Here is a 23,051-nt window from a genome sequence, read left to right as displayed (position 1 = left end):
GCCAGGTTTTTATAGATAACATTCATAAATCTACTTTCGAAAATAATGTCCCTTTCAATAATCTAAAAACATTAATTATTCAAACAGGCCTGTAATGTTTCATAAGATAAATTCTAAGTCTTAGGCATTTACTGGCTTGGGGATAACACCTGTCTGTAATTAATTCTCATTTCCGTTAAAGCTATAAAAAAAAGCCTGTTCACCTTTCGCTAGCAAAAAGCGAAGTATGAACAGGCCTTAATAATATTACTGGCTCTTATAAAGTCGTTTTTACAATTTTATGGGTTATCTCCATTTTAGCACTTTTAATGCTGATAATATATACCCCGGAAGCCATATCTGTTAGATTAATGTCAATCTTATTCACACCTTTCAGGATGTTTACATGAACAGATTTTACTGTTCTGCCCTTCATGTCTTGTACCAGCACCATGGCCTTTTCATCTTCATGTGCTGTAAAGCTGGCAGCTACATTAGCTACTGCCGGATTCGGATAAAACTGCACCAACTGTACTTCATTATTTCTGGTAACAGATACAAGTTTGCTGTATTTAAATGTCGCATTTGTATCTACTTGCTTAAGCCGGTAATAGGAAGTACCTGGTAAAGGCTGCTGATCCAGGAAAGTATAGTTTTGCAGTTTGTTACTGTTCCCGGCTCCAGCCACCTGACCTAGTTTGGTAAAGTTGATACCATCCTGGCTACGCTCCAATATGAAATAAGCATTGTTTACCTCACTGGCAGTAGACCAGTTCAAAACAACATTATCCTGTTGTGCTACCGCTGTAAATCGAATCAGTTCAACTGGCAGTGGTGTGATCATCTCTCTTGTACGGAAATTAGCGACGCCGTCTTTCAGTGCAGGATTTAGTACCGTACCAAAGTTATCTGTATCAAACAGGTCCACTACGCCATCCCTATCAGTATCATAGAAGTAACCTGTAGTAGCATTCAAGAAATTCGGACGCAACTGATTAATTCCTATCTCGAGCCAATCCGGAGTACCATCTGCATCTTTATAGCCATTAACATCTGCATTCGAGTACTTGTTAGGCTTCCCTGCCCTAGTTTCAAAGGCAGATGCTCTCGCTAATAGATCATCTAAAGTACTGCCATTGGTATTTGGCATAAATGCTTCGTAATAATCGCCTACTTTATCATTATCAGAATCGAGATCCAGATAGTCAGGAATCAGATCGCTTATTTCATAAAGCGCGTCAGTATTGATCGGTATGATCGGAGTTCCACTTAACTGGCCATCGTAACGGTCATCCATTCCATCTCTGTTAACATCTAAGCCGGATGGTGCGCTATAACCTTCCGTTGTTTGTGCTTCGATGTTATCGGTAATACCATCATTGTCAGAATCTAAGTCAATGAAATCCGGATGTCCATCGCCGTCATTATCATTCATCTGGAAAATACTTTGCCCGCTATTAGCAGCTGTTTCGGCAAAATTAGGCATCCCATTCGTACCAACAGTACCTAGCATTTTGCTGGTATTAAGGTTAAAGTGTTCTGGTACTAAACCATTGTTAGCTTCGATGGTGTTGGCTATGCCGTCACCATCCATATCAGAATCAAGGCTATTAATGATGCCATCCAGGTCCAAATCAAACCAGTCGTTTATACCATCTTTGTTCGTGTCTTTGAATGTACCATAATAAGGATGCACAAAAGCTGGATCGATGTATTTATATGTGCCATTGGATAACTCAAATGGATTAACGCCCCGCTGCGAGATATAATCAGGTATTCCGTCGTTATTGTTGTCTATGTCTTCAAAATCTGGAACGCCATCCCCATCACGGTCTTGTGTTATAAGCAGCGTGATAGACTGCTCGCTTATACCACCATTGGCATCTACTGTTCTTATACTTACAGGATACTCTCCAGGCCTGATCAATAAGCGATCAGTTACCACAATCGAACCATCAGCATTCAGTTGTGTACCACCGGGTAAGGTACCGCTTATTAGGGTAGCACTCGTGATAGCTCCGCCGGCATCTGTTGCAGTAGCCATTACTTTCATGTTTAGGTAATCATAAAAGTTTAAGGCTGGCGCAATAGTATAATAAGCTTCCGTATCATTATTTATTATAAGCTCGATGTTGTTGGTTGATTTTCCACCTTTCGCATCTGTTGTTGTGATGCTTAACGGATAAGTGCCCGGCACCAGCAGGTTTCTGTTAGTGACTGTTAACTGCCCGGTTACCCCGATTAAGGCAACACCTGCAGGCAATACGCCGGTACTAAGAATAGCCGATGTAATGACACCATCAGCATCTGTTACAGTAGCCAGGCTTTGGCCATTTACATAAGTGTCAATATTCCGGGCTGGCGCTACCTCATAAACTGCTTTCTGATCTACAGAAACAACAAAGGTTGTATTCACTGTATTGTTGTCTGATCTTTCATCAAATTCCATGGCAGATGACTTGGTAGCAGATGCAACCTGTGTACCGGTGGCTATTGGGTTTATGACAAAAGTGATAGTAGTAGATGATGCTTTCGCCAGGTTACCTATTGTCCAGATCCCCGAAGCTGCATCATACGTGCCCGTTGCAGGAGTTGCACTGATTAGTTTCAGTCCTGTTGGCAGCTGATGTGTAACAGCTACCGAAGTTGCATCGTCGATTCCATTATTTGTAGCAGTAACCGTATAAGTCGTCTGCTGATTAATAAAGTATGGCGCTGCAGCCTGTGTGCTGCTTAGTGCTATATCTGCTGCTTTTTCAACGTTCACAAAAACCGACGCAGTATTGTTTGCAGTAACAGGATCTATTTCTCCCTGACTGGTTTTTGATACGGCAATCGGAATATTACCAGCTGTAAGCGGCGTCGCCTTGATGGTTATGGTAGCTATTGTGCCTACCGGAATTGTTCCTATAGTCCAATAGCCTGTATTTGAGTCATAAGTACCATGGCTGGTTACAACATTTTCGATATCAAAATTCCGTGTACCATCACTTGCTCTGTTATCAAAGTATACAACATTCGTAGCGGCATTGGGGCCATTATTTTTAACTGTGCCCGTAAATGTAATTTCTGTCACACCTCGGTAGTAAGGCCCTTCAGATACACTGAAAGTAGCGGCCACATCAGCACTGGCTGTTACGGTTACTGTTTCTGTTGCACTATTATTTGAGCTGTTCTTATCGTACTCATTCGCAGCTGTTTTACTGGCCGTTGACGTAATAGTACCTGTTTGGGTAGGCTTTACCGTCAGGACAAGCGTCTCAGAACCATTTACGCCAATGTTATCGATAGACCAAATACCGGTTGCAGCATTGTACGAACCACCGGATGCTACAGCTTTAACTAAAGTAACATTAGCAGGAAGTAAGTCAGTTATCTGAACTCCGGTTTCAGGGCTCGGCCCTGCATTGGCCGCTGTAACTGTAAACGTAAACTCTTCACCATTCAGCACTGTCTTTTTAGAAGCTACATTTGTGACAGACATGTCAGCAGACGGACTTACAATAATGGTTGCAAATTCAGCATTATTACCACCAACCGCATCATGTTCGGTCTGAGAAGTTTTGCTGACACTCAACGTAATCGCGCCGGAACGGATCAACTTACCTGTAAGTGTTATCTCAGCACTTGCACCCGATGCAAGGGACGGAATAGTCCAGTTACCCGATAAACGGTCATAAGTGCCTGATGAAGGCGAAACAATCAAAGTTGAAATGTCAAAAGCACCCGGTCTGCCATCGAATATAACTAAGTTATTAGCTGTATTCGGGCCGTTGTTTGTTACAATTGCTTTGAAAACCGGATAATCACCAACATAATGTGGCCCCTGCGTAACCTGCAGCTTTACTTGCACATCTGCGTTTTCAAGAACTGTTATTGTCTCTGAGTCCTTATCATTAGCAGGCACATTATCAATTTCATTAACCGACTGGCCCGTTTTAGTAGCAGTAGTGGTCAGGTTTCCGATAACAGTGGGCTCTACTACAAGTGTCAGGGTTGTGGTTGTGCCGGCAGCAATGCTACCAATATTCCAGCTACCGTCTGCGTAACTACCAACTTCTGGTACTGCATTTACAAGCGTAAGGCCTGCTGGCAATGTATAGCTTACTACTACGTCCGAGGCTGCATCAGGGCCAATGTTCTCAGCTGTTACCGTAAATGTAGTCTGTACTTTATTATAATAAGGACCTGCGGCGGCTGTGTTCAAGATATTGATATCGGCTACAGGCTGCGCACCTGGTTTAATAGAGTTAGAAGCTGAGTTATTACTTACAATCGCATCATGAACGCCTGCTGCAGAAACGTAAGCTCTGGTTGTTAATGTATTCGTAGTGATTGGAGTTGCCACCAACGTTAGAGTAGAACTGGCTCCCACCGCTAAGTCACCAATAGTCCATTCTCCGGTTAAGTTGTTATAAGTCCCGGAAGTTGGGGAGGCACTTTTAAAAGTAAGCCCAGCAGGCAGTTTATCTGTTATTACCACACCTGTGGCTGCATTAGGGCCTCTATTAAAGGCTGTTACAGTATAAGTTACATCACTGTTAACCTGATAAGGGCCGGCAGAAATGGTATTGGTTACCGCTATATCTGCTGCAGGTAAAGCATTTATCATAACTGTAGCCTGGTCGTTGGTGAGATTCGGGTCATTCTCATTTAAAGTAGCTTTCGACGCAGTCATGGAGATGCTGCCTGTTGTATTTGGTTTCACAACAATCGTAACAGTGGCTGTTGCGTTCGCTGCCAGGTTACCAATTGTCCAGGTGCCGTCAGCGGACATAACGCCTGTACTTAACGTATGGCTTACATAAGTAAAGCCTGCAGGCAATTGTCCATTAAGCGAAAGCCCGGTTGCGTTACTCGGGCCATTATTTTTAGCCTGAATAGTTAAGGTCGTATTTACGCCGTTATAATGCGGCCCCGCTGCTATCGAATTGGTAACCTGTATATCTGCGCTAGGGCTTGGGTATATCGTATTTGAAGCGGTATTATTTGCACTAACAGGATCATATTGCCCTGAGCTGGTTATACTTGCCGTTGTAGTATGAGCATTGGTAGTAACAGGTCGGGCTACTAAAGTAAGTTTGGTAGAAGCTCCATTAGCCAGGTTCCCGATTGTCCATACCCCTGTTGCACTGTCATAGGTAGTGCCGGCAGGCGCAGTTGCTGCTATAAAAGTTAAATCAGCAGGAAGTTTATCAGTAACTATAACTCCGGTCGCATTGTCCGGGCCATTATTTTTCACGATTACTTCATAGGTCGTTTCCTGCCCCCGGAACTGCCCTCCTGCAACTAATTTATTTGTTATTTCTAATTCTGCTGCCGCATTAACTGTTATACTTTGGGTAGCTGTATTATTAGCACTGTTATTATCAAACTCATTTACCTGTTCTACGGAAGCTATAGTTTGTAGTATACCCGTTGTGATCGGTTTAACAACCAGGTTAAGCGTAGCTGATAAACTGTTGGCTAAGTTACCGATCGTCCAGATACCGGTAGTACTGTTAAAAGTACCAACACTTGGTGTTGCACTCACGAACTGTAAACCAGCAGGAAGCAAATCTTTAATAGTCAGACCAGTGGCATTGTTTGCTCCATTATTTCTGGCTGTAACCGTAAAGGCTGTGTTAACCCCATTATAGTAAGGCCCTGCCACAACTGTATTTGTTACAGCAATATCTGCCGCTGCTGCCACTGTTATGGTATTGGAAGCCGTATTATTAGTAGTTACTTCATCCGGTTCTGTCTGGGCAGATTTTGTCGCCGTTGTTGTAATGCTACCCGCTGCAGTCGGAGTTGCCGTTAAGGTTAAAGTAACCGAAGAATTTGCTGGAATAGTACCTATATTCCAAATACCACTTCCGGAAGTATAAGTACCGGTTGTGGCAGAAGCACTGTTAAATATTAAACCGGCAGGGAGCAGGTCAGTTATAGTTACACCTGTAGCCGGATCTGAAGAATTATTCCTGGCAATAATGGTGTATGTAACAGGCTTACCGGCAAAATAAGGACCGGCTGCTACGGTATTTGTAATGCCAACATCCACAGGCAGCTTTATAGTTACATCATCCGTTGTCCCGGTAGCTCCGTTATAGTTCGAGCCTGCTACATCTGTGGTAGCTGCTGCTCCTGATTCGTAGGTATAATTCGAAGGAGCATACTGCGTATCCATTGTTATCAGGCGAGTAGCAGAAATACGCGTAGGATCCAGATAATAAGCATAGGCTGTATTATTCTGAATAGTATTTGTTGCAACTCCGGCAGCAATATCCACCTCAAACGTAATTCTTACCGTGACCCCTGAAGGTATATAAAAAGTGCCCCATTCTGGTGTGGTAGTCCCGGCTGCAGGAGCCAGCGTGGTCGGGTTTAGAACTGTAACGCGGGTATTACTGGCTGTAATATTCCCGCCATTATCATAATAGGCTGAAACTGGCCCTTCGGCACCAATAGAAATCGTTGATTTAAAGGCAAACCCTGTCGGCAATTTATCTCCGATACGCATCCCCATGGCAGCTCCGCCGGTATTTGTAGCTTCGATCGTATATGTGGCTGTTGTGCCTCCGGCTAACCTGTATGCCAGTGGCGAGGCTGCTTTTTTAATAACATTTATAAGGGGTAAGCAGTCAGCACCCGAAGCACTGTTTGCAATAGCCGGGCTTACCGTAATATTAACAATACCTGTTGTACCAGCAACAGCACCAAAAGCGCCAGTGGAAGTTGTACCATTTACTCCGGCAGAAACGTTTCTGGCACCAGTAGCTGCATTTGCGTAGATAACGCCACCACCGCCGCCACCGCCTGGGCCGTGAGGTGTTCCGCCTCCTGTATTTGATCCCCCATTTCCGCCGCGTGCGTTTAACGTAATCGTAGAAAGATCGCCGCTTTTAACGGTAACCAATATACTACCGCCAGCGCCACCCCCCCCACTACCATCATTTGTCACTGTTGTATTAGCGTTATCGCCGTTTGCTAAAATACTTCCGGTTCCGGTTATTGTACCGGTTCGCACCATTACAATACCACCACCGGCCGCACCACTACTGGCCAAACCGTTGGCTGGTGTACCAGATCCATTGTTTGTAGTGCCCGCACCGCCACCGCCACCTAAAATAAGCCGGCCTGTTGAAACCTTACCAAAAACTGCACCTCCTCTACCTCCTACTGCATAGCTGCTCTCCCAGGCATTACCTCCGGTACCGCCCGCTCCACCGTTAGCGCCACCGCCACCGCCAGAGTTCTGGTCATTTGCGGAAGGCCTTCCATCCGTACCACCACCACCGGCATTTCCGGGAGCGCCACGTCCAGAGCTACCGGCCAGGTATCCTTCTACTCCAGTATTTATTGATGCAGTACCGTTAAACACAAATGTTGGCGTACCGGCGGTTCCTTCTCCTTTTTGTGCATTTATGGCGATCGTAGACGGGGTTCTAAAATCAGTGTAAGCATATCCGGTGGCAGTAGTACCGGTTAACGTACGGCCTGCTCCCCCGCGAAAACCGGCACCTGTGGCATTTATGGTAAAACCATTAAAGTTTAAGCGTCCCGCCACATCCAGGGCTACAATGCCACCGGTTGCCCCGTTCCAGTCGAGGGCAATAACAGAAGCACTTAAAGTTAGGGAAGCATACTGAGGTATTCGGACTACCTGAAATCTCCGTTGGCCGGTAGTACCAAAATTTGCATTTGCATAACTGTTGATCGTACCTCCTGTGAGGGCCAAGGTACCTCCTGTTACCGGCACATTGCTGGCAGCAATGGCATATTCGTATTGCCCTGCCGTAAAAGCAGCATTATCAAGGTTACCGTTAGCAGAGGTAGTACCGGCTCCATAGCTTGTGTTATTAGAAGTATTAATATCAGCCCCCTGCATCTGAATAATCAGCACCAGATCTCCGATACCGATGGGCACCGTACTTCCCGCAGAAGGTGACTGCACCAGCGAGATGCTGGTAGCACCCACCGACACAGCGCCGGAACCAGCATAATAAGTATTTAACATGGTCGCATTGGAAGTTGCAGGTCCTTCCTTGCCCGGAGATGCGCAGATCTGCGCCAAAGCTGTTAACTGAAAGCTAAAGTAAGCAATGCTAAAAGCTAAAATCGTGCGTAACAATTTACTCATATATACTGGCTAAAAATTTTCTACTATAAATTCACCAGTATACTAAAAACAGTAAACCTCTTTTAATACCAATTTGGCGATTTCATTTCACACAAATTTAGATTTAAAATAGTTCACTTCCAAATGTTATGCTAGCATACCATAATGATGTAAGTTCTTAAAAATAAACAGTTTAAACGTATACAAAATCATCATATACTTAATAAATACAATAATAAACTTATATTAATTAAAATAACGCAAACTATATGTTTAAAAATATTATTTAATTTATTATATTATTTAGCCTTGTTCTTCATTTCATCCGATATTAAAAAAGTTTTATAAATTCAATGTTCAAACGTTAATTAAGATTCAGTAGCTACCTACTTTCAGGTAGGGTATTACGGCTACTTTTACTTTATTTAAATGAAAGCATCAGGCCAAAATTAATAGCAAAAAAGTCTCTCTTAAAGTAAAAATAAACTTTAGCTATTGCCTCAACATTGCTTTACACTCAAAAACTGATTTATACTTTATCAGCTTCACCCTCCCCTTTCCGGTTAACCTCCTATCGAAACTTATTACCAGGGTGCCGGGTACATAGTTGCTCTGATATTATTCTGTACATTCTATACTTATAAGATATATGGCGATACTTCTGCATGGGCTAGCTGATCTTTTCCGAATGGAGACAGCGGTTTTGGAACTGGTAATGAGGGCAACCATCATGTATGTCGGGATTTTATTTTTGCTCCGGATTGTGCCGCGCCGGACTGGAGGAGAGCTGGCCACTATGGATCTGCTGTTTGTAGTGTTAATTGCAGAGGCTACCACGCACTCGCTTGGAGAATATAAATCAATTACTGAAGGCTTCATAGTTATTTTAACCCTCATGACGCTGAACTATAGCATAAACTTCCTGAGCTACAGGTTCAGGTTTGTGGAGAAGCTGGTATCTTATCCGCCGTTGCTTGTTGTTAAAAATGGTAAATTACTGCACCGGAACATGCGACGCGAGTTTCTAACTAAAGCTGAACTAATGGAACACCTGCGCAGAGAAGGTATAGAAGATGTAACGTTTGTTAGGTCTGCTCATGTCGAAGCCGACGGACACATCAGCTTTATCAGAACAAAAAACGAAGACTAAGCTACTTTCTATTTTATCGGTAGCAAGTTGTAAATGCCAACGCAAGTATTATGCTACTATACTGCACCTGAGGCACGAAAGAATAATTTACTTATTGCCAGCTCGCGTATTACCTTTGAGCCTCTTTTAAATAAGTTTCTGCTCATCCGGATGGACGAATTACATTCTTTGTATTATTTACTTGATCTGGCAGGCACTTTTGCTTTTGCCATAAGCGGGGCAACTGCTGCCAGAAAACGTAACCTTGACCTGTTCGGTATCTGCGCTATTGCCTTTACAGTAGCCTGCGGTGGCGGTATTATCCGGGATCTCTGTATTGGTGCTATTCCACCGGCCGGCTTAACTAACTGGCAGTACCTGGTTGTTTCTGTTATCGCAACTGCTTTAACCGTTGGCTTTTATCCTGTGGTGCAGCAGCTTAACAGACCTGTGCTGTTCTTTGACTCTGTAGGCCTGGCATTGTTTGCCGTAACGGGCGCACAAAAAGCTTTATCGTTTGGGCATAACGGCGAAGTAGCACTACTTCTGGGAATCACAACGGCCGTAGGCGGCGGTGTAATCCGGGATGTGTTACTTACACGCGTACCGGTAATTCTGGAAAAAGAGATCTACGCTTCGGCTGCCCTTGCAGGTGCCGCCATTGTAGTGCTCGGGCATAACCAGAAGTGGATTTCAAGCGACTGGGTAGCAATCATAGCCTTAATTGTTTGTTTCTCCCTCCGGATTCTTGCTCTGCGCTTTCGCTGGAACCTCCCCACACCTACAAATAAAAAACCCAAGGCAAAGAAGTAATAATACTTTACGGACCTATACTTTGTCTGAAAAGTATAGGTTCTAAAGTATAGTAAGACAAATCATTCGCCTGCTGATTGCCCGGTTAAAAGTAACTCAGTTTAACGTATACTCAACTGTCTTAGCAATGTATACGCTGCCCTTCTCTCCTCTTACCTGCATCGTGATAGTGGTTGTATCCTTTCCCCAGTTTATTTGAAGCAAGCCAAAGTTCAGGGCGCCTACCTGCTCTCCTACCCTGTAGCGGTTCCCTCCTTTTTTGGCTTCCCGGAAATGCGTCATGCCACTGGATGTAATCTCGTAAAGTGGTTGGGTATACCCTTGCAATTCATACTTCGATAGTTCGCCTACATGCCTGTCTCCGGATATGATAAGCGGAATATTGGGCTTTGTTTTCTCGAGGAGTTGCAACAGGCGTGCGCGTGCCGCCGGGTAGGCTGACCAGTTTGTGTACGCCATGCTGTGCGGCAACACCTGCAGCCCGGAGGCAATGATGTGCACGCTGGCATCACTGTTGCTGAGCTCTTTCTCCAGCCAGGCCCATTGTGCTTCCCCTAATATGTCTCTGCTCTCATCGGGCAAATATAAACGGAACAGCTTCCGGAACGGATCGCGGTGGTAGTTGCCATCCAGTAGAATAAGTTTTACTTTCTTGTTGCCTTCGCCCAATGTGTATGTTCTGTAGATGCCTTCCTGCTTACGGATAGCTTCATTTTTACCGGTGCCCATAAAATCCAGGAACAGTTGCTGGCTTTGCTGCTTTTTCCGGAACAACTTATCGGCATTATCGCCAGCATAATCGTGGTCGCTCCAGATACCTGTAACCGGGCAAGTTTGCAACAGTTTTTTGTAACCGGAGTGCTGTAACTGCAAGTTGTAATATTGCTGCATCAGGGGCATGCTGTCGGTATCCGCATAAATATTATCGCCAAGCCATACCCATAGCGCCGGGTCTGTTTTTATGATCTCCTGCCAGAGCGGCTGGGCCTTACGTTGGTCATTACAGGAGCCAAAGGCAATGCGTGTGGTAGTTACATGCTCAGCTTGGGCTAAAGTTTTAAAACAAGCCAAGCAGCAAAAAAGAAGGGCCAAACCCAGTATACGAACAAACATAAAGTATAAAAAAGTATAACCAAAAACAGGCATACGTAAAGCTTTGCCGGTGTTGCTTAAAAAGTATGAAAACTCCCTTCTATTAAACTGTACTGATTTGCGTTCAGCCATACTTTCAGCTACAGGTTTATTTACGTCCTGTTAAAAAACACTTCCGGTGTGTATTCTTCCTTCAAACGGCCACCCAGCTGCTAACTAAACCTGGGCAATGTAGTAAACGAAGTAGAACTGGACCTCCATAAAAGTATAACCCTGGCTGGAACACAAATAGAAACTACTATTGAGGCCGGTATACAGGTTAATTTTTCGGAAAAGACCCTACGCAGCATTGAGGTCGAAAGCGAGGAAAGCAGCGGCACCACGTTCAGGGTTTATTTCCTGAAATAGTTTTTTATACCCTCGGAGAAACAGAAGAGGCAAACCTGATTGGGTTTGCCTCTTCTGTTTTATACTTTATAAAACATTGACAGGTATTCACTTACTCTGTTCAATGTAAACAAATTGAAGTTCTGGTTTTATACATTACGGTGTTTAATTGAGCGCTTATGCTTCTCAACACATCAGATCCTGTGGCTGCACTCTGGATGAATTTATACTACAGCCGTTGTTTTACCCAACCATTATACTTGGTTATTATTCCACAATTGTTGGTATTTCACCAGCGATATTTTTCAGCTTTTACGCCAATTTATACTTTAGACAGCAACTCAGCTATACCACTTCCGCTTAAACCAGAAAGCGGCGTTAACGAGCAGAATCAGGGCGGGAACTTCAACCAGCGGGCCAACCACGCCGGCAAATGCCTGGCCGGAGTTAATACCGAATACGCCAATCGCAACGGCTATTGCTAACTCAAAATTGTTGCCTGTGGCAGTAAACGCTATAGCTGTATTTTTTGTGTAATCTGCGCCCAGCTTTTTGCCGATGAGAAAGCTGATAAAAAACATGATCACAAAGTATAAAACCAACGGAACGGCTATCTTCAGCACATCAAACGGAAGCTGCACAATCAACTCCCCTTTCAGACTGAACATCAGCACAATGGTAAACAGCAAGGCGATAAGCGTAATAGGCGAAATAAAAGGAATGTAGGTATTATTAAACCATTCCGGCCCTTTCCAGCGGATCAAAGTATAACGGCTCACCAAGCCAGCCAGAAAGGGAATACCCAGGTAAATCAGCACGCTTTCTGCAATCTGCCCGATGGTTATGTTAATCTCAGCGCTCTTTATTCCAAGGTATGGCGGCAAAACGGAGATGAACAGGTATGCATATAAACTGTAAAAGAAGATCTGGAAAATGCTGTTTAGCGCCACCAGGCCTGCTGCATATTCGCGGTTGCCTTCTGCCAGTTCGTTCCAGACCATTACCATGGCAATGCAACGGGCAATACCGATCAAAATAAGCCCTGCCATGTACTCAGGCTGGCCCTGGAAAAAGACGATTGCCAGGAAGAACATCAGCAGCGGACCAACCACCCAGTTCAGCAACAGTGAGATGCTTAGAATCTTTACATTTTTAAACACCTCCCCTAATTTCTCGTAGCGCACTTTGGCCAGCGGCGGATACATCATCAGAATAAGCCCAAGGGCAAGCGGCACATTAGTTGTACCGTTGGAAAAAGAGTTGATAAAACCGGAAGACTCTGGTAGGAAGTAGCCGATACCCACACCCAGAAACATCGCCAGGAAAATCCAGAGGGTAAGGTAACGGTCGAAGAAGCGCAGTTTTTTACGCGCGTGTGCCGGGGTACAATTGGTAACAGACATAGTGGTTCTGGTTAGCAGCCCTGGCGCAGGTTTTGGGCATACGCATCGGGTAATATACTTTCTTCAATGGCGCGGGCGGCTTTCTCGTAATCATAAGCAAACCGGATAAACTCGACCTGCACACTGTGTTTAGCATGTACCGAACTGTTCTCATCAATGGTCAGGAGCACGTAGCCCCCCCGGTTATCGCCATCTTTGGGTTTTCCCACCGAGCCAATGTTTATCGCATGGCGGTAATGCGGCTTCCCTTCTTTCCCCGAATCGAGGATGCGGTGGTAGGGTTTGTGGGTATGGCCGAAGCACAGGATGTCGGCATCAGCATCCTGCATAATGCGCAGCATACTTCTCTCGTCCCGGTCCTCAAACAGATACTCGTTTATTTTCCGGGGACTGCCATGTACCAGCAGCAGGTTCAGCTTATCGCTGTTCAGCTGGTATTCAACTTTCATATGGGCTGGCAGTGCGCGCAGATATTGGCGTTGTAAAGGCCCTATAAGCTCGTTGGTAAAAGAAATAGAGACGGCTCCGTCGGCTTTATCCTGTTCGGTTTTGTAGGCGCAGCCACACTCGTTACTTTCTCTGCCAATGCCAAAGTCATAATTACCGGCAATGGTCGGGATGTTCCGCTTCCGGATCGCGTCTACTACCTCATTTGGCCAGATGTTGTACCCTACCAGGTCGCCGAGGCAGTAAATAAAGTCAGGGTTTCGGGTTTCGACATCAGTAAAAAAAGCCTCCAGTGCCGGCAGGTTCGCATGGATATCGCTGAACAGTGCAATCTTGCTCATCGGTTTTAAAGTATAAAAGTTTAGCAACAGCCGCCTCCCGGCGCACACACATCCCCGGACTGCAGGCCCAGCAGGCTTATTTTTATTTTCTGGGGTGGTACGCCGCATTTTTCCGGGGCCAGGCAGGCGGTGGTTTTGGGTTGCAGCACAAATGTTTCGCCACTGAAGCCCAGGTCATACTTGCCAATGGTTTCGCTCTGGTACTCAACTTCCACTTCCAGGTCTTCCATGCCCAGTGTTTTTTCGGAAAGGGAAATGATATTGAGGAGCTTTTGCGGTTTCAGGCGGTGATCAAAATCGTTGGCATCCCAGAGCTGGAAATTGGCAACTTTTTCGGTGCGCACGGTGCCGCCGCAATCAATAAAATGCTTGGTAACCACGCCCACTTCGGTTACATGGAAATGCTCCGGCACTTTAGTACCATTGGCCAGCTCAAAATCAACGGATTCGGCTGTTTGTAAAATGTGCTTTACTTCTGATAGTTTCATAGTATCGTATTTTAAATTTAACAACAGGAAGAAGACTGTGTCTGTACATCAGAATGCAGGCCGCCAAAGTATAAATTCAGGAAACTGAAAGCGCGCGCATCGAGGCAATAACAAACGGCGTTTCCTTCTATAGTGCCCTTGATGATGCCCGCATTTTTGAGCTCTTTGAGGTGCTGCGAAACGGTAGCCTGCGCCAATGGCAGTTCGCTTACCAGGTCGCCGCACACGCAGGACTTCATTTTAAGCAGGTGCTCGATAATGGCGATGCGCGCCGGATGACCCAGGGCTTTCAGGAGCCTGGCTGTTTCGTTTTGCTTATCGGTAAAGTGCTCGGTTTTAGTAATTCCCATAATTACATATCGTCTTATTGCAATATTACGATTAAGATTTTAAAACGGCTAACTTTTCGTGTTTTTTTTGTGATGAAAGTTTTTTTTAGAACGCCTGCCAGGCCTTTGCCGGGCTGCAGCAAGTATAAAATCGCCCTAATAAAGGTGGTGGCTTATACTTGCCATTTGTGTAGTGTCCCGCCGTTATTGGTATTTTCACCAACAACTTTACGTTAGCCCCTTTGTGCTTGCTGGTGAAAACACACAGCAAGGGCGGGAGATATTTATACGTTAGCCACATCGGAGCAGAAAGCTAGCGCGTTGAGAAGTTGATCTGGAAATAAAAAAGCATCTTTCATACTTAGGAAAGCGCCTTAGAACAACTCCTGCCCTTGCTGTGTGTTTTCACCAGCAAGCACTTGTAAGTTTAAAGTATAGTTGTCTGTAAAACACCGAACACGGCCGGCGTATGGCAAACAATCGAAATCGCTGAACAGCTTTTAAACTTTCTTAATTTCTTACTTAAAATTTTCTAACTTTCTAACTTCCAAACTTTCTAACGTTTATGAAACAGCTCGCCTCACTACTTATACTGCTTGCCTTTACTTTAACGGCTGCCGCCCAGCAAACACAAAAGCCGGTACTGCACGGCAAAAACTGGATGGCCATTACAGGCAAACCCCTCGCTGCCACAGCGGGCGCCATGACGTTCCAGAAAGGCGGAAATGCCGTGGATGCAGCCTGTGCCATGCTGGCCGCTACCTGTACCATGTGGGATGTGCTGAGCTGGGGAGGTGAAACCCAGGCACTGATCTACAACCCCGAAACTAAAAAAGTAATTGCCATTAATGCCATGGGCGTAGCCCCAACGGGCGCCACACCCAAATTCTTTAAAAGCAAAGGCTATAATTTTCCGCCTGAGAATGGCCCCCTGGCAGCTACCACGCCGGGTACCGCAGGCGGACTGCTGCACATGCTGGCCAATTATGGTAAGCTTAGTTTAGAGCAGGTGCTGGCTCCTGCCATGGAAATGGCAGCCGGCTACCCGATAGAGGCTCAGACAGCCAACAGCATCGAACGAGGCAAAGACATGATCAAGCAGTGGCCTTACAGTAAAAAAGTGTTTCTGACGCACCCCGGCGAAAAGCGCGAAGCCCCCGAAGCAGGTGAAATATTTGTGCAGAAAGATTTATTGCAAACCCTTACCAAACTGGTAGAAGCCGAAAAAGAAGCCCTTAGAAAAGGAAAAACTCGCAAAGAAGCGATCATGGCTGCCTACGACCGCTTTTATACCGGCGACATAGCCGAGGAGTTTGTGCGTGGCTCTAAAGAACAAGGCGGCCTGATCACCATGCAGGACCTTAAAAACTGGAAACCACTGGAAGAAGAACCACTGAAAGTTACTTACAAAGGCGTGGACGTTTACAAACTACAGCAATGGACACAAGGCCCGGCTTTGTTGCAGGCGCTTAATATTCTCGAAAATTTCGATCTGAAAAGTATGGGCTACAACAGCACTAAATATATTCATACTATATACCAGGCCATGAACCTGAGCTTTGCCGACCGTGATTTTTATTACGGTGATTCGTATGTAGCGCCACAGGAACCGATGCAGGGCTTGCTGAGCAAAGCGTATGCAAAGCAACGTGCCAGCCTTATCCGGATGGATAAAAACGACCCGACCATCGGCCCCGGCGACCCTTACCCGTTCGAAGGCAAAAAGAACCCCTACCTGAAACTTCTTAAAAAGAGAGGCTTCGAAATGGATACCACTAAACGCAACTTCGCTCCTGCCCACGACATCCGGAACGGATCAGCCCAGGCAGAATCAGAGTACCAGGACAGGCTTTGGAGAGGTACCACCACCATCGAAGCAGCCGATAAAGACGGTTGGGTTGTGTCGATTACCCCGAGCGGGGGCTGGTTGCCGGCTACCATTGCAGGCAATACCGGCATCGGTATGAGCCAGCGTATGCAGAGTTTTGTGTTAGATGATACCATTAACCCGTTTAATGTGGTAGCGCCCGGCAAAAGGCCACGCGTTACCTTAACACCATCCATGGCCCTGAAAGACGGAAAGCCCTACTTATCTTTTGCGGTACAGGGCGGCGATACGCAGGAACAAAACCTGCTGCAGTTTTTCCTGAATGTAGTAGAATTTGGGATGAATGTGCAACAAGCTTCCGAAGCGGCTAACATTAACACAAACCAGCTGTGGCTCTCGTTGGGTGGATCAAAAACCGAGGACCGTAAACCGAAGCCCGGCCACGTACTCCTCCACGACAGCACCCCGAACACAGTGCGGGAAGAACTGAAAAAGATGGGCTATACGTTGAGCTTCGATGACCGCACCAGTGGCCCCATCAACGCCATTTATTTTGATTGGAAACACAACAGCTTCTGGGGCGGCTCCAGTAACCACGGCGAAGATTACGGCATTGGCTGGTAGAAGTATACTTTAGTTGCAATTTACTTATCCCAGAGGGTTGCTATACTATGCCGCAAGTTTAGTGAGCGCGTAACTTGTGGCTGTGCATGAGGCTAGTTTGTAACTGGCGGGAACCACAAATCAATACTTCCGCCAGTTACAAACTGGCTGCCATACTTTACCACCAGTTACTGCTTCACTAAAACTGGCGGTATACAAGGTTATGAGGTTTCAGGAAGTTAAAAGAGGCAAGCCTGAACTAGGTTTGCCTCTTTTAACTTCCTGAAAGTATAAAATCTTGCTTACGATAGCGCTTGCGGGGCTGGTCCACCGGCAGGTTTTGATTTGTCGGTGGGCAGGGGTACAAATTCGGCGTTATCGGTGGGCGGTAACAAAATGCGGCCTTCTTTCCAGTCTGCTTTGGCCTGCTGTATTCTCTCTTTTCTCGAAGAAACAAAGTTCCACCAGATAAACCGCTCGCCCAGCGGTTCGCCACCCAGCAGCATCAGGGTAGTATCTTCTTTGGCAAGTATAACGGGTTCAGCAGTTTTGTTAAAGACCAGCATTTGCCCAACTGTATAGGTTCTCCCTGCTACTTCTATACTTCCTTTCGCTACATAAATACCCCGCTCCGGGTGCTCCCGGGGCAGCGTAAACTTAGCGCCTTTAGTTAATACCACGTGCAGGTAAAAGAGCGGCGAATGCGTTTTAACATCGTTTCGTAACCCATAGGCATCGCCCGCGATCAGCCGCATCCAGATGCCGGTATCAGTGTAAATAGGTAATTGTTCGGGCTTGTAGTTTTCGAAAGCAGGCGCTGCTTCTTCGTCTTTTTCCGGTAAAGCCACCCAGGTTTGTATCATTTCCAGGTTACCTCCTGCCAGCGCCGCCGGGTCTTCAAACCGCTCGGAGTGTGCAATGCCGCTGCCCGCCGTCATCCAGTTTACTTCGCCCGGCCGGATGATCTGCTCCACACCCAGGCTATCGCGGTGCGTTACCTGTCCGCCGAATAAATAACTGACCGTTGATAAACCGATATGCGGGTGCGGCAGCACATCCATATTTTGTGTAAGCGCAGGCTCCATAGTTACCGGGCCAGCATGGTCCATAAAGATAAAAGGGCCTACCATGCGGCGTTGCCTGAAAGGTAATATGCGCCTGACATCCATTCCGGGGGCCAGAGCGGCTTTACGGGCTTCAATAACAATATCCAGCATAGTGCAGCAGGTTAAGGGTTCTGTTTTAAAACGATAATTTATACTTGCGGGGATGTCCTTTTCATCTGAAACTATGATTTCAGAATACGCATCTAAGGCGCTTTGGCAAATAGCTTTGTATTTGGTTTGGCAGCCATGTAAAATGTGATCTTGCCGCCATTCATAATTTCGCTGTGAGTCAGGTAAGTGCGGGTAAGCGGACGGCCGTTCAGTTCCAGTTTCTGGATGTATACATTTTTATCTTTCTGGTTTTTAACGTCGATCGTAAAGGTCTTGCCGTTTTCCAGGTTTATACTTGCCGAACGGATAGCGGGGCTTGTGATGGCATACTGATCGGAACCGGGCGCAACCGGGTAAAAACCAAGCGCACTGAAAATGTACCAGGCACTCATCTGCCCGAAATCATCGTTACCACCCAGACCATCTACGGTTGGTTTGTACATGGCTTTTAACACCATGCGGGTGCGTTGCTGCGTTTTCCAGGGTTGGTCGGTCCAGTTATACAGGTAAGCTATGTGGTGGCTGGGCTCGTTGCCGTGCACGTAATTGCCTATAATACCATCTCTCGAAATATCTTCTGTATTCTCGAAATACTTGTCCGGCAGCTCCATGGTAAACAGCGAATCGAGGTGCTGCGCAAACTGTAGCTTCCCTCCCATCATGGCAATCATCTGGGCGGGCGCGTGGGGTACGTATAAACTGTAGTTCCAGGAGTTGCCTTCAATAAAGCCCTGGCCGTGGGTATCCAGCGGGTCGAATTCTTTTTTCCAGGTGCCATCGCTTAGTTTTGGGCGCATAAAGCCTGATTGGGCATCGTACACGTTTTTAAAGTTCTGGGCGCGCTTGCTGAACTCTTCATAAATATCCTGTCGGTTCAGTTTTTTAGCCATCTGCGCAATGCACCAGTCGTCGTAGGCATATTCCAGCGTTTTAGAAACCGAAGAACCGTTCTTATCCTCTGGCACAAAACCCAGGTCCATGTAATAATCCAGGCCATCGTAGTACCGCGTGCGGGCTGTTTGCACGCTGGCATCCAGAGCGCGGTTAGCATCAAAATCAGCCATTCCTTTCATCACCATATCAGCAATTACCGGCACAGCGTGGTAGCCGATCATGCACCAGTTCTCGTTGGCGTGATGCGACCAGACAGGCAGCATTTTGTGCACACTCTGGTCGTAATGCGCGAGCATGGATTTAACCATATCGTTGTTGCGGGCCGGCTGCACAATGGTAAACAAAGGGTGCAGGGCGCGGTAGGTATCCCAAAGCGAAAAACTGGAATAATTGGTAAAGCCGTTTGCCTGGTGCACGTTCATATCCAGGCCTCTGTACTTGCCATCCACATCCATGTAAGTAGTTGGTCCTAAAAAAGAATGGTACATGGCCGTATAGAAGTTTACCAGGTCATCTTTGCCGGCATCCACCACTACTTTGTTCAGCTCTTTGTTCCAGGCGGCTTGTCCTTCGCGCTTTACGCGGTCAAAATCCCAGTGTGGAATTTCGGCGCGCATATTAGCCAGTGCGCCTTCGGTACTTACCGGCGAGAGCGAAAATTTTATCTTGATCTTCTCTCCTTCCTCTGTCTTAAAATCGAAATAGGCTCGCAGCTTTTTACCAGCAAACTCCGGGAAATTCTTGGTCTGGTCGAACTTGCGCCAGAAGCCTTTGTATACCTGCGCCTCCGAATAATCTTTGTTGCCATATTGGTGGAAAGGCTTACTGAAAGCCATCGCAAAGTATACTGTGCGGGTACGTGCCCAACCATTTGTCTGGCGATAACCGGTTATTAACGTATCATTCTCGACACGCACAAAGGTCCAGGTGGTTTTGCCATCGTAGTTGTAAATGCCCGACATCAGGTCCAGGATAATGTGAGCTTCATCCGACTTCGGGAACGTATATTGGTGCATGCCCACGCGATTGCTGGCTGTGAGCTCTGCCAGGATGTTATGGTCGTCGAGTTTTACTTTATAATAAGCAGGTTCGGCTACCTCATTGGCATGAGTGAAAGCTGATCGGTAACCACTTTCCGGCTTGGCCTCAGTGCCCGGGTTAAGCTGCAGTTTTCCGGTAGTAGGCGCAATCAGGAAATCTCCCAAGTCGGAATGGCCGGTGCCACTGAAATGTGTATGGCTGAAGCCCACAATCGTTTTATCATCATGCTGATAACCGGCGCAGTATTTATAGACATCTTTGTTATACTTTCCGTTAACTTCATACGGAATGGTGTCGGTGTCGGGGCTGAGCTGCACCATCCCGAAGGGCACTGTAGCACCCGGGTACGTATGGCCCATTTTAGCTGTCCCGATCATGGGGTTTACATATTTTACCAGGTTTACGACAGGCCTGGTCTGGGCAAAAGAAAGTATGGAAGCAAGCAAAAGGAACGGCAGTACAAGGTTTCTCATTTGTGTAGCTGTTTTCAAAGTATAAATTCAAGCGTGATAGCTAAAGTAAGGCTTATTTTCAGAAAGTATAAAATTATAGCTAACACAATCCCACCCCTGCCATTAATGGTATTTCTATTGACAACTTTACGTTATAAGCTTGGTGCTTACGCATAAAAAAAACAGCAAGCGCCACTTAATTGGTTTTAAAATGATGAACAGTATCGAAGTACAAACTTCCCTATCCTGGCTGCTTTTATACTTTCAGCATGCTTATTCTACAGGCAAAAGTTCGATCCTGAAAGTATAAACCTTATGTGACAAACATCACTGATTGCAGGGTTCGTATACTTTAATTTTGTAGCAGACATTTATTCACCAACAGTATAAATAGAATACCTATGAAAATTAAACAGTTCGAAGACAAAGGTTTAGCTCATTATGCTTATGCCATTTTAAGTGAGTGCGCCAGCGAAATAGTTTTGATAGACCCAGCCCGTGATCCGCAACCCTATTACGATTACGCAGCCGAACATAACGCTAAAATTGTAGGCGTAATAGAAACCCATCCGCACGCCGATTTTGTAAGCTCTCACCTGGAAATACACCAGAAAACCGGCGCTACTGTTTACGCACACAGCCTGGTGGGTGCCGATTATCCGCACCAGGCATTAGACGAGGGTGCTGTGTTGCAACTGGGTAAAATCAAATTAAAATCGCTGCACACTCCGGGCCACTCCCCGGATTCTATCAGCATGGTGTTGGAGCATGAGGGCAAAGACAAAGCTGTTTTTACAGGTGATACTTTGTTTATAGGCGATGTGGGCCGCCCGGATTTGCGCGAAAATGCCGGTAACGTAACTGCCAAGCGCGAAGAACTGGCCCGCCAAATGTACAAAAGTACCCGAGAGAAGCTAATGAAACTGGCAGACGATGTGGTGGTTTATCCGGCACACGGAGCAGGCTCGTTATGTGGCAAAGGGCTGAGCGATGCGAACAGCAGCACCATCGGCGACGAGAAAAAAGGCAACTATGCCCTGCAGGAAATGAGCGAAGATGCCTTTGTAAAAGTACTGACAGAAGACCAGCCCTTTATACCGAAATACTTTGCCTATGATGTTTCTCTGAACAAGCAGGGAGCTCCAAATTACAACAAAAGTATAACAGGTATTACCAGGCTCGAGAAAAACTACAAACCTGAAACTGGTGCGGTTATCATAGATACGCGCCCGGAAAAGGCATTTAAACAAGGCCATTACAAAGGCGCGATCAACATACAGAATGGGGCTAAGTTTGAAACTTGGCTCGGCAGTATCGTCGGGCCCGACGAAAACTATTACCTGATCGGCGAAAGCGATGCACAACTGAACGAACTGATCTCCAAAGCTTCGAAAATAGGCTATGAATTGCTGCTAAAAGGCGCTTTTGTATACGACCAGCAAGACGGCGAAAAAAGCAACCCTTTCGACAGAACTGCCTTTGAAGAAAACAAGGCCGCTTATACCATCCTGGATATCCGCAATACTTCCGAAGTTAAGTCCGGCACATTCTTCGATAAGGCCATCCACATTCCCTTACCCGAACTGCGCGAACGCGTGCAGGAAGTTCCGTCAGACAAACCGATAGTAGTGCATTGCGCAGGCGGTTACCGTTCGGCAGCAGGCAGCAGCATAATAGAAGCGGCCTTGCCAAATTTAAAAGTGCTGGACATGAGCGAAGCTGTCACTGAACTCAAAAATAAATAAAGGCTGATTTCAAAGTATACCTGGTAGCTTTACTCTTTCTAAACTGGCGATGAAGTATAAATACATCAGGACCGGTTACGTAAGAACTACGTATAGAGCAAGCTTATGGAAAACCTGGATAAAAGCGCATTTCTGCAGCACTTCGCGCAACTGGAGCAACCCTTACGTGAGGAGATTCTGGCACATAGTACTTTCAAACACCTGAAAGAAGGCGAAGAAGCCCTGCGCACCGGCCAGTATATTACTTCTACAGTGTTGCTCTCCGAAGGCCTCCTGAAAGTATACCGCGAAGACGACGAAGGAAAGGAGTTTCTGATGTATTACCTGGAGCCTGGCAACGCCTGTGCACTTTCCATGATGTGCTCTGCCAGAGATACGCAGAGCCAGATCAGGGTAAAAGCGGTAGATGATGCTGAGATCATTTTGATACCGTCGCACTTGTCGGAGTTGTGGCTGGCCAGGTATAAAAGCTGGCATAACTTTGTAATTGCTTCGTACCGCCAGCGTTTCGAGGAACTGTTGCAGACACTGGATAGCATCGCTTTTAAGGGCCTGGACGAGCGCCTGCTTTTTTACTTGAAACGCCATGTAAAAGTAAGCGGCAAGCAGATCAGGCTTTCGCACCAGCAAATCGCAACCGAGCTCAGCAGCTCCCGCGAGGTTATTTCGAGGTTACTTAAAAAGCTGGAACAAACCGGGGCCATTACGTTAAACCGCAATTACATTCAGGTGCACGATCTGGAAAAAGTATAGCTCCTGATT

General features: G+C 46.2%; 13 protein-coding genes. 5 read left to right on the top strand and 8 right to left on the bottom strand.

Annotated elements, in window-relative coordinates; genetic code table 11:
* Positions 1 to 256 precede the first annotated feature (256 nt).
* Positions 257 to 8,101: a T9SS type A sorting domain-containing protein gene (locus DP923_RS06270; RefSeq protein WP_112305005.1), complete on the bottom strand. Its 7,845-nt coding sequence runs from the start codon at positions 8,099 to 8,101 to the stop codon at positions 257 to 259.
* Between the two features lie 628 nt (positions 8,102 to 8,729).
* On the opposite strand from DP923_RS06270, the gene DP923_RS06265 reads away from it, so the two are divergent.
* Together DP923_RS06265 and DP923_RS06260 are read left to right on the top strand one after the other, a co-directional pair.
* Positions 8,730 to 9,230: a DUF421 domain-containing protein gene (locus DP923_RS06265; protein ID WP_112305004.1), complete on the top strand. Its 501-nt coding sequence runs from the start codon at positions 8,730 to 8,732 to the stop codon at positions 9,228 to 9,230.
* A gap of 33 nt (positions 9,231 to 9,263) precedes the next feature.
* Positions 9,264 to 10,022: a trimeric intracellular cation channel family protein gene (locus DP923_RS06260; protein WP_207801946.1), complete on the top strand. Its 759-nt coding sequence runs from the start codon at positions 9,264 to 9,266 to the stop codon at positions 10,020 to 10,022.
* Between the two features lie 96 nt (positions 10,023 to 10,118).
* On the opposite strand, the gene DP923_RS06255 is transcribed toward DP923_RS06260, so the two are convergent.
* The 5 genes from DP923_RS06255 to DP923_RS06235 all read right to left on the bottom strand — a co-directional run bounded on the left by DP923_RS06255 (position 10,119) and on the right by DP923_RS06235 (position 14,530).
* Entirely contained in the window at positions 10,119 to 11,246 is a 1,128-nt protein-coding gene (locus DP923_RS06255; RefSeq protein ID WP_112305002.1) for an alkaline phosphatase D family protein, read from the bottom strand.
* A 596-nt stretch (positions 11,247 to 11,842) separates the two neighbouring features.
* Complete coding sequence (gene arsB / locus DP923_RS06250) at positions 11,843 to 12,904, bottom strand: ACR3 family arsenite efflux transporter (RefSeq protein ID WP_112305001.1); 1,062 nt, start codon at positions 12,902 to 12,904, stop codon at positions 11,843 to 11,845.
* 11 nt (positions 12,905 to 12,915) lie between these two features.
* The gene (locus DP923_RS06245) at positions 12,916 to 13,692 is read right to left on the bottom strand and encodes a metallophosphoesterase family protein (RefSeq protein ID WP_112305000.1); all 777 of its coding nucleotides are present in this window, start codon (positions 13,690 to 13,692) and stop codon (positions 12,916 to 12,918) included.
* Positions 13,693 to 13,712: 20 nt separating this feature from the next.
* Positions 13,713 to 14,180 carry a DUF6428 family protein gene (locus DP923_RS06240; protein ID WP_112304999.1) on the bottom strand — a complete coding sequence of 156 codons (468 nt, stop codon included), beginning with the start codon at positions 14,178 to 14,180 and terminating at the stop codon, positions 13,713 to 13,715.
* Positions 14,181 to 14,197: 17 nt separating this feature from the next.
* Positions 14,198 to 14,530 carry an ArsR/SmtB family transcription factor gene (locus tag DP923_RS06235; protein ID WP_112304998.1) on the bottom strand — a complete coding sequence of 111 codons (333 nt, stop codon included), beginning with the start codon at positions 14,528 to 14,530 and terminating at the stop codon, positions 14,198 to 14,200.
* 544 nt (positions 14,531 to 15,074) lie between these two features.
* Here DP923_RS06235 and DP923_RS06230 point away from each other — a divergent pair.
* Complete coding sequence (locus DP923_RS06230; protein ID WP_112304997.1) at positions 15,075 to 16,961, top strand: gamma-glutamyltransferase family protein; 1,887 nt, start codon at positions 15,075 to 15,077, stop codon at positions 16,959 to 16,961.
* 281 nt (positions 16,962 to 17,242) lie between these two features.
* Here DP923_RS06230 and DP923_RS06225 read toward each other — a convergent pair whose 3' ends face one another.
* Both DP923_RS06225 and DP923_RS06220 read right to left on the bottom strand, forming a co-directional pair.
* A complete protein-coding gene (locus DP923_RS06225; protein ID WP_112304996.1) occupies positions 17,243 to 18,157 on the bottom strand; it encodes a pirin family protein in 915 nt (304 codons plus the stop codon).
* 92 nt (positions 18,158 to 18,249) lie between these two features.
* Positions 18,250 to 20,565 (bottom strand): GH92 family glycosyl hydrolase, encoded by a 2,316-nt coding sequence (locus tag DP923_RS06220; RefSeq protein WP_112304995.1) that lies wholly within the window; start codon positions 20,563 to 20,565, stop codon positions 18,250 to 18,252.
* Positions 20,566 to 20,945: 380 nt separating this feature from the next.
* Between DP923_RS06220 and DP923_RS06215 the strand changes: the two genes are divergently transcribed.
* Both DP923_RS06215 and DP923_RS06210 read left to right on the top strand, forming a co-directional pair.
* The gene (locus DP923_RS06215) at positions 20,946 to 22,289 is read left to right on the top strand and encodes an MBL fold metallo-hydrolase (RefSeq protein WP_112304994.1); all 1,344 of its coding nucleotides are present in this window, start codon (positions 20,946 to 20,948) and stop codon (positions 22,287 to 22,289) included.
* Between the two features lie 105 nt (positions 22,290 to 22,394).
* On the top strand, positions 22,395 to 23,042 hold the full coding sequence (locus DP923_RS06210) for a Crp/Fnr family transcriptional regulator (RefSeq protein WP_112304993.1): 648 nt from the start codon (positions 22,395 to 22,397) through the stop codon (positions 23,040 to 23,042).
* Positions 23,043 to 23,051 lie beyond the last annotated feature (9 nt).

The organism is Pontibacter arcticus, assembly GCF_003284895.1.
Lineage (GTDB): Bacteria > Bacteroidota > Bacteroidia > Cytophagales > Hymenobacteraceae > Pontibacter > Pontibacter arcticus.
This window is presented reverse-complemented; position numbering and strand designations above follow the sequence as displayed.

Bases quoted from the DNA above. Each gene is read 5' to 3' on its own strand.
- DP923_RS06270 (WP_112305005.1), bottom strand. From the start codon at position 8,101: ATGAGTAAATTGTTACGCACGATTTTAGCTTTTAGCATTGCTTACTTT.
- DP923_RS06265 (WP_112305004.1), top strand. From the start codon at position 8,730: ATGGCGATACTTCTGCATGGGCTAGCTGATCTTTTCCGAATGGAGACA.
- DP923_RS06260 (WP_207801946.1), top strand. From the start codon at position 9,264: ATGCCAACGCAAGTATTATGCTACTATACTGCACCTGAGGCACGAAAG.
- DP923_RS06255 (WP_112305002.1), bottom strand. From the start codon at position 11,246: ATGGCTGAACGCAAATCAGTACAGTTTAATAGAAGGGAGTTTTCATAC.
- arsB (WP_112305001.1), bottom strand. From the start codon at position 12,904: ATGTCTGTTACCAATTGTACCCCGGCACACGCGCGTAAAAAACTGCGC.
- DP923_RS06245 (WP_112305000.1), bottom strand. From the start codon at position 13,692: ATGAGCAAGATTGCACTGTTCAGCGATATCCATGCGAACCTGCCGGCA.
- DP923_RS06240 (WP_112304999.1), bottom strand. From the start codon at position 14,180: ATGAAACTATCAGAAGTAAAGCACATTTTACAAACAGCCGAATCCGTT.
- DP923_RS06235 (WP_112304998.1), bottom strand. From the start codon at position 14,530: ATGGGAATTACTAAAACCGAGCACTTTACCGATAAGCAAAACGAAACA.
- DP923_RS06230 (WP_112304997.1), top strand. From the start codon at position 15,075: ATGAAACAGCTCGCCTCACTACTTATACTGCTTGCCTTTACTTTAACG.
- DP923_RS06225 (WP_112304996.1), bottom strand. From the start codon at position 18,157: ATGCTGGATATTGTTATTGAAGCCCGTAAAGCCGCTCTGGCCCCCGGA.
- DP923_RS06220 (WP_112304995.1), bottom strand. From the start codon at position 20,565: ATGAGAAACCTTGTACTGCCGTTCCTTTTGCTTGCTTCCATACTTTCT.
- DP923_RS06215 (WP_112304994.1), top strand. From the start codon at position 20,946: ATGAAAATTAAACAGTTCGAAGACAAAGGTTTAGCTCATTATGCTTAT.
- DP923_RS06210 (WP_112304993.1), top strand. From the start codon at position 22,395: ATGGAAAACCTGGATAAAAGCGCATTTCTGCAGCACTTCGCGCAACTG.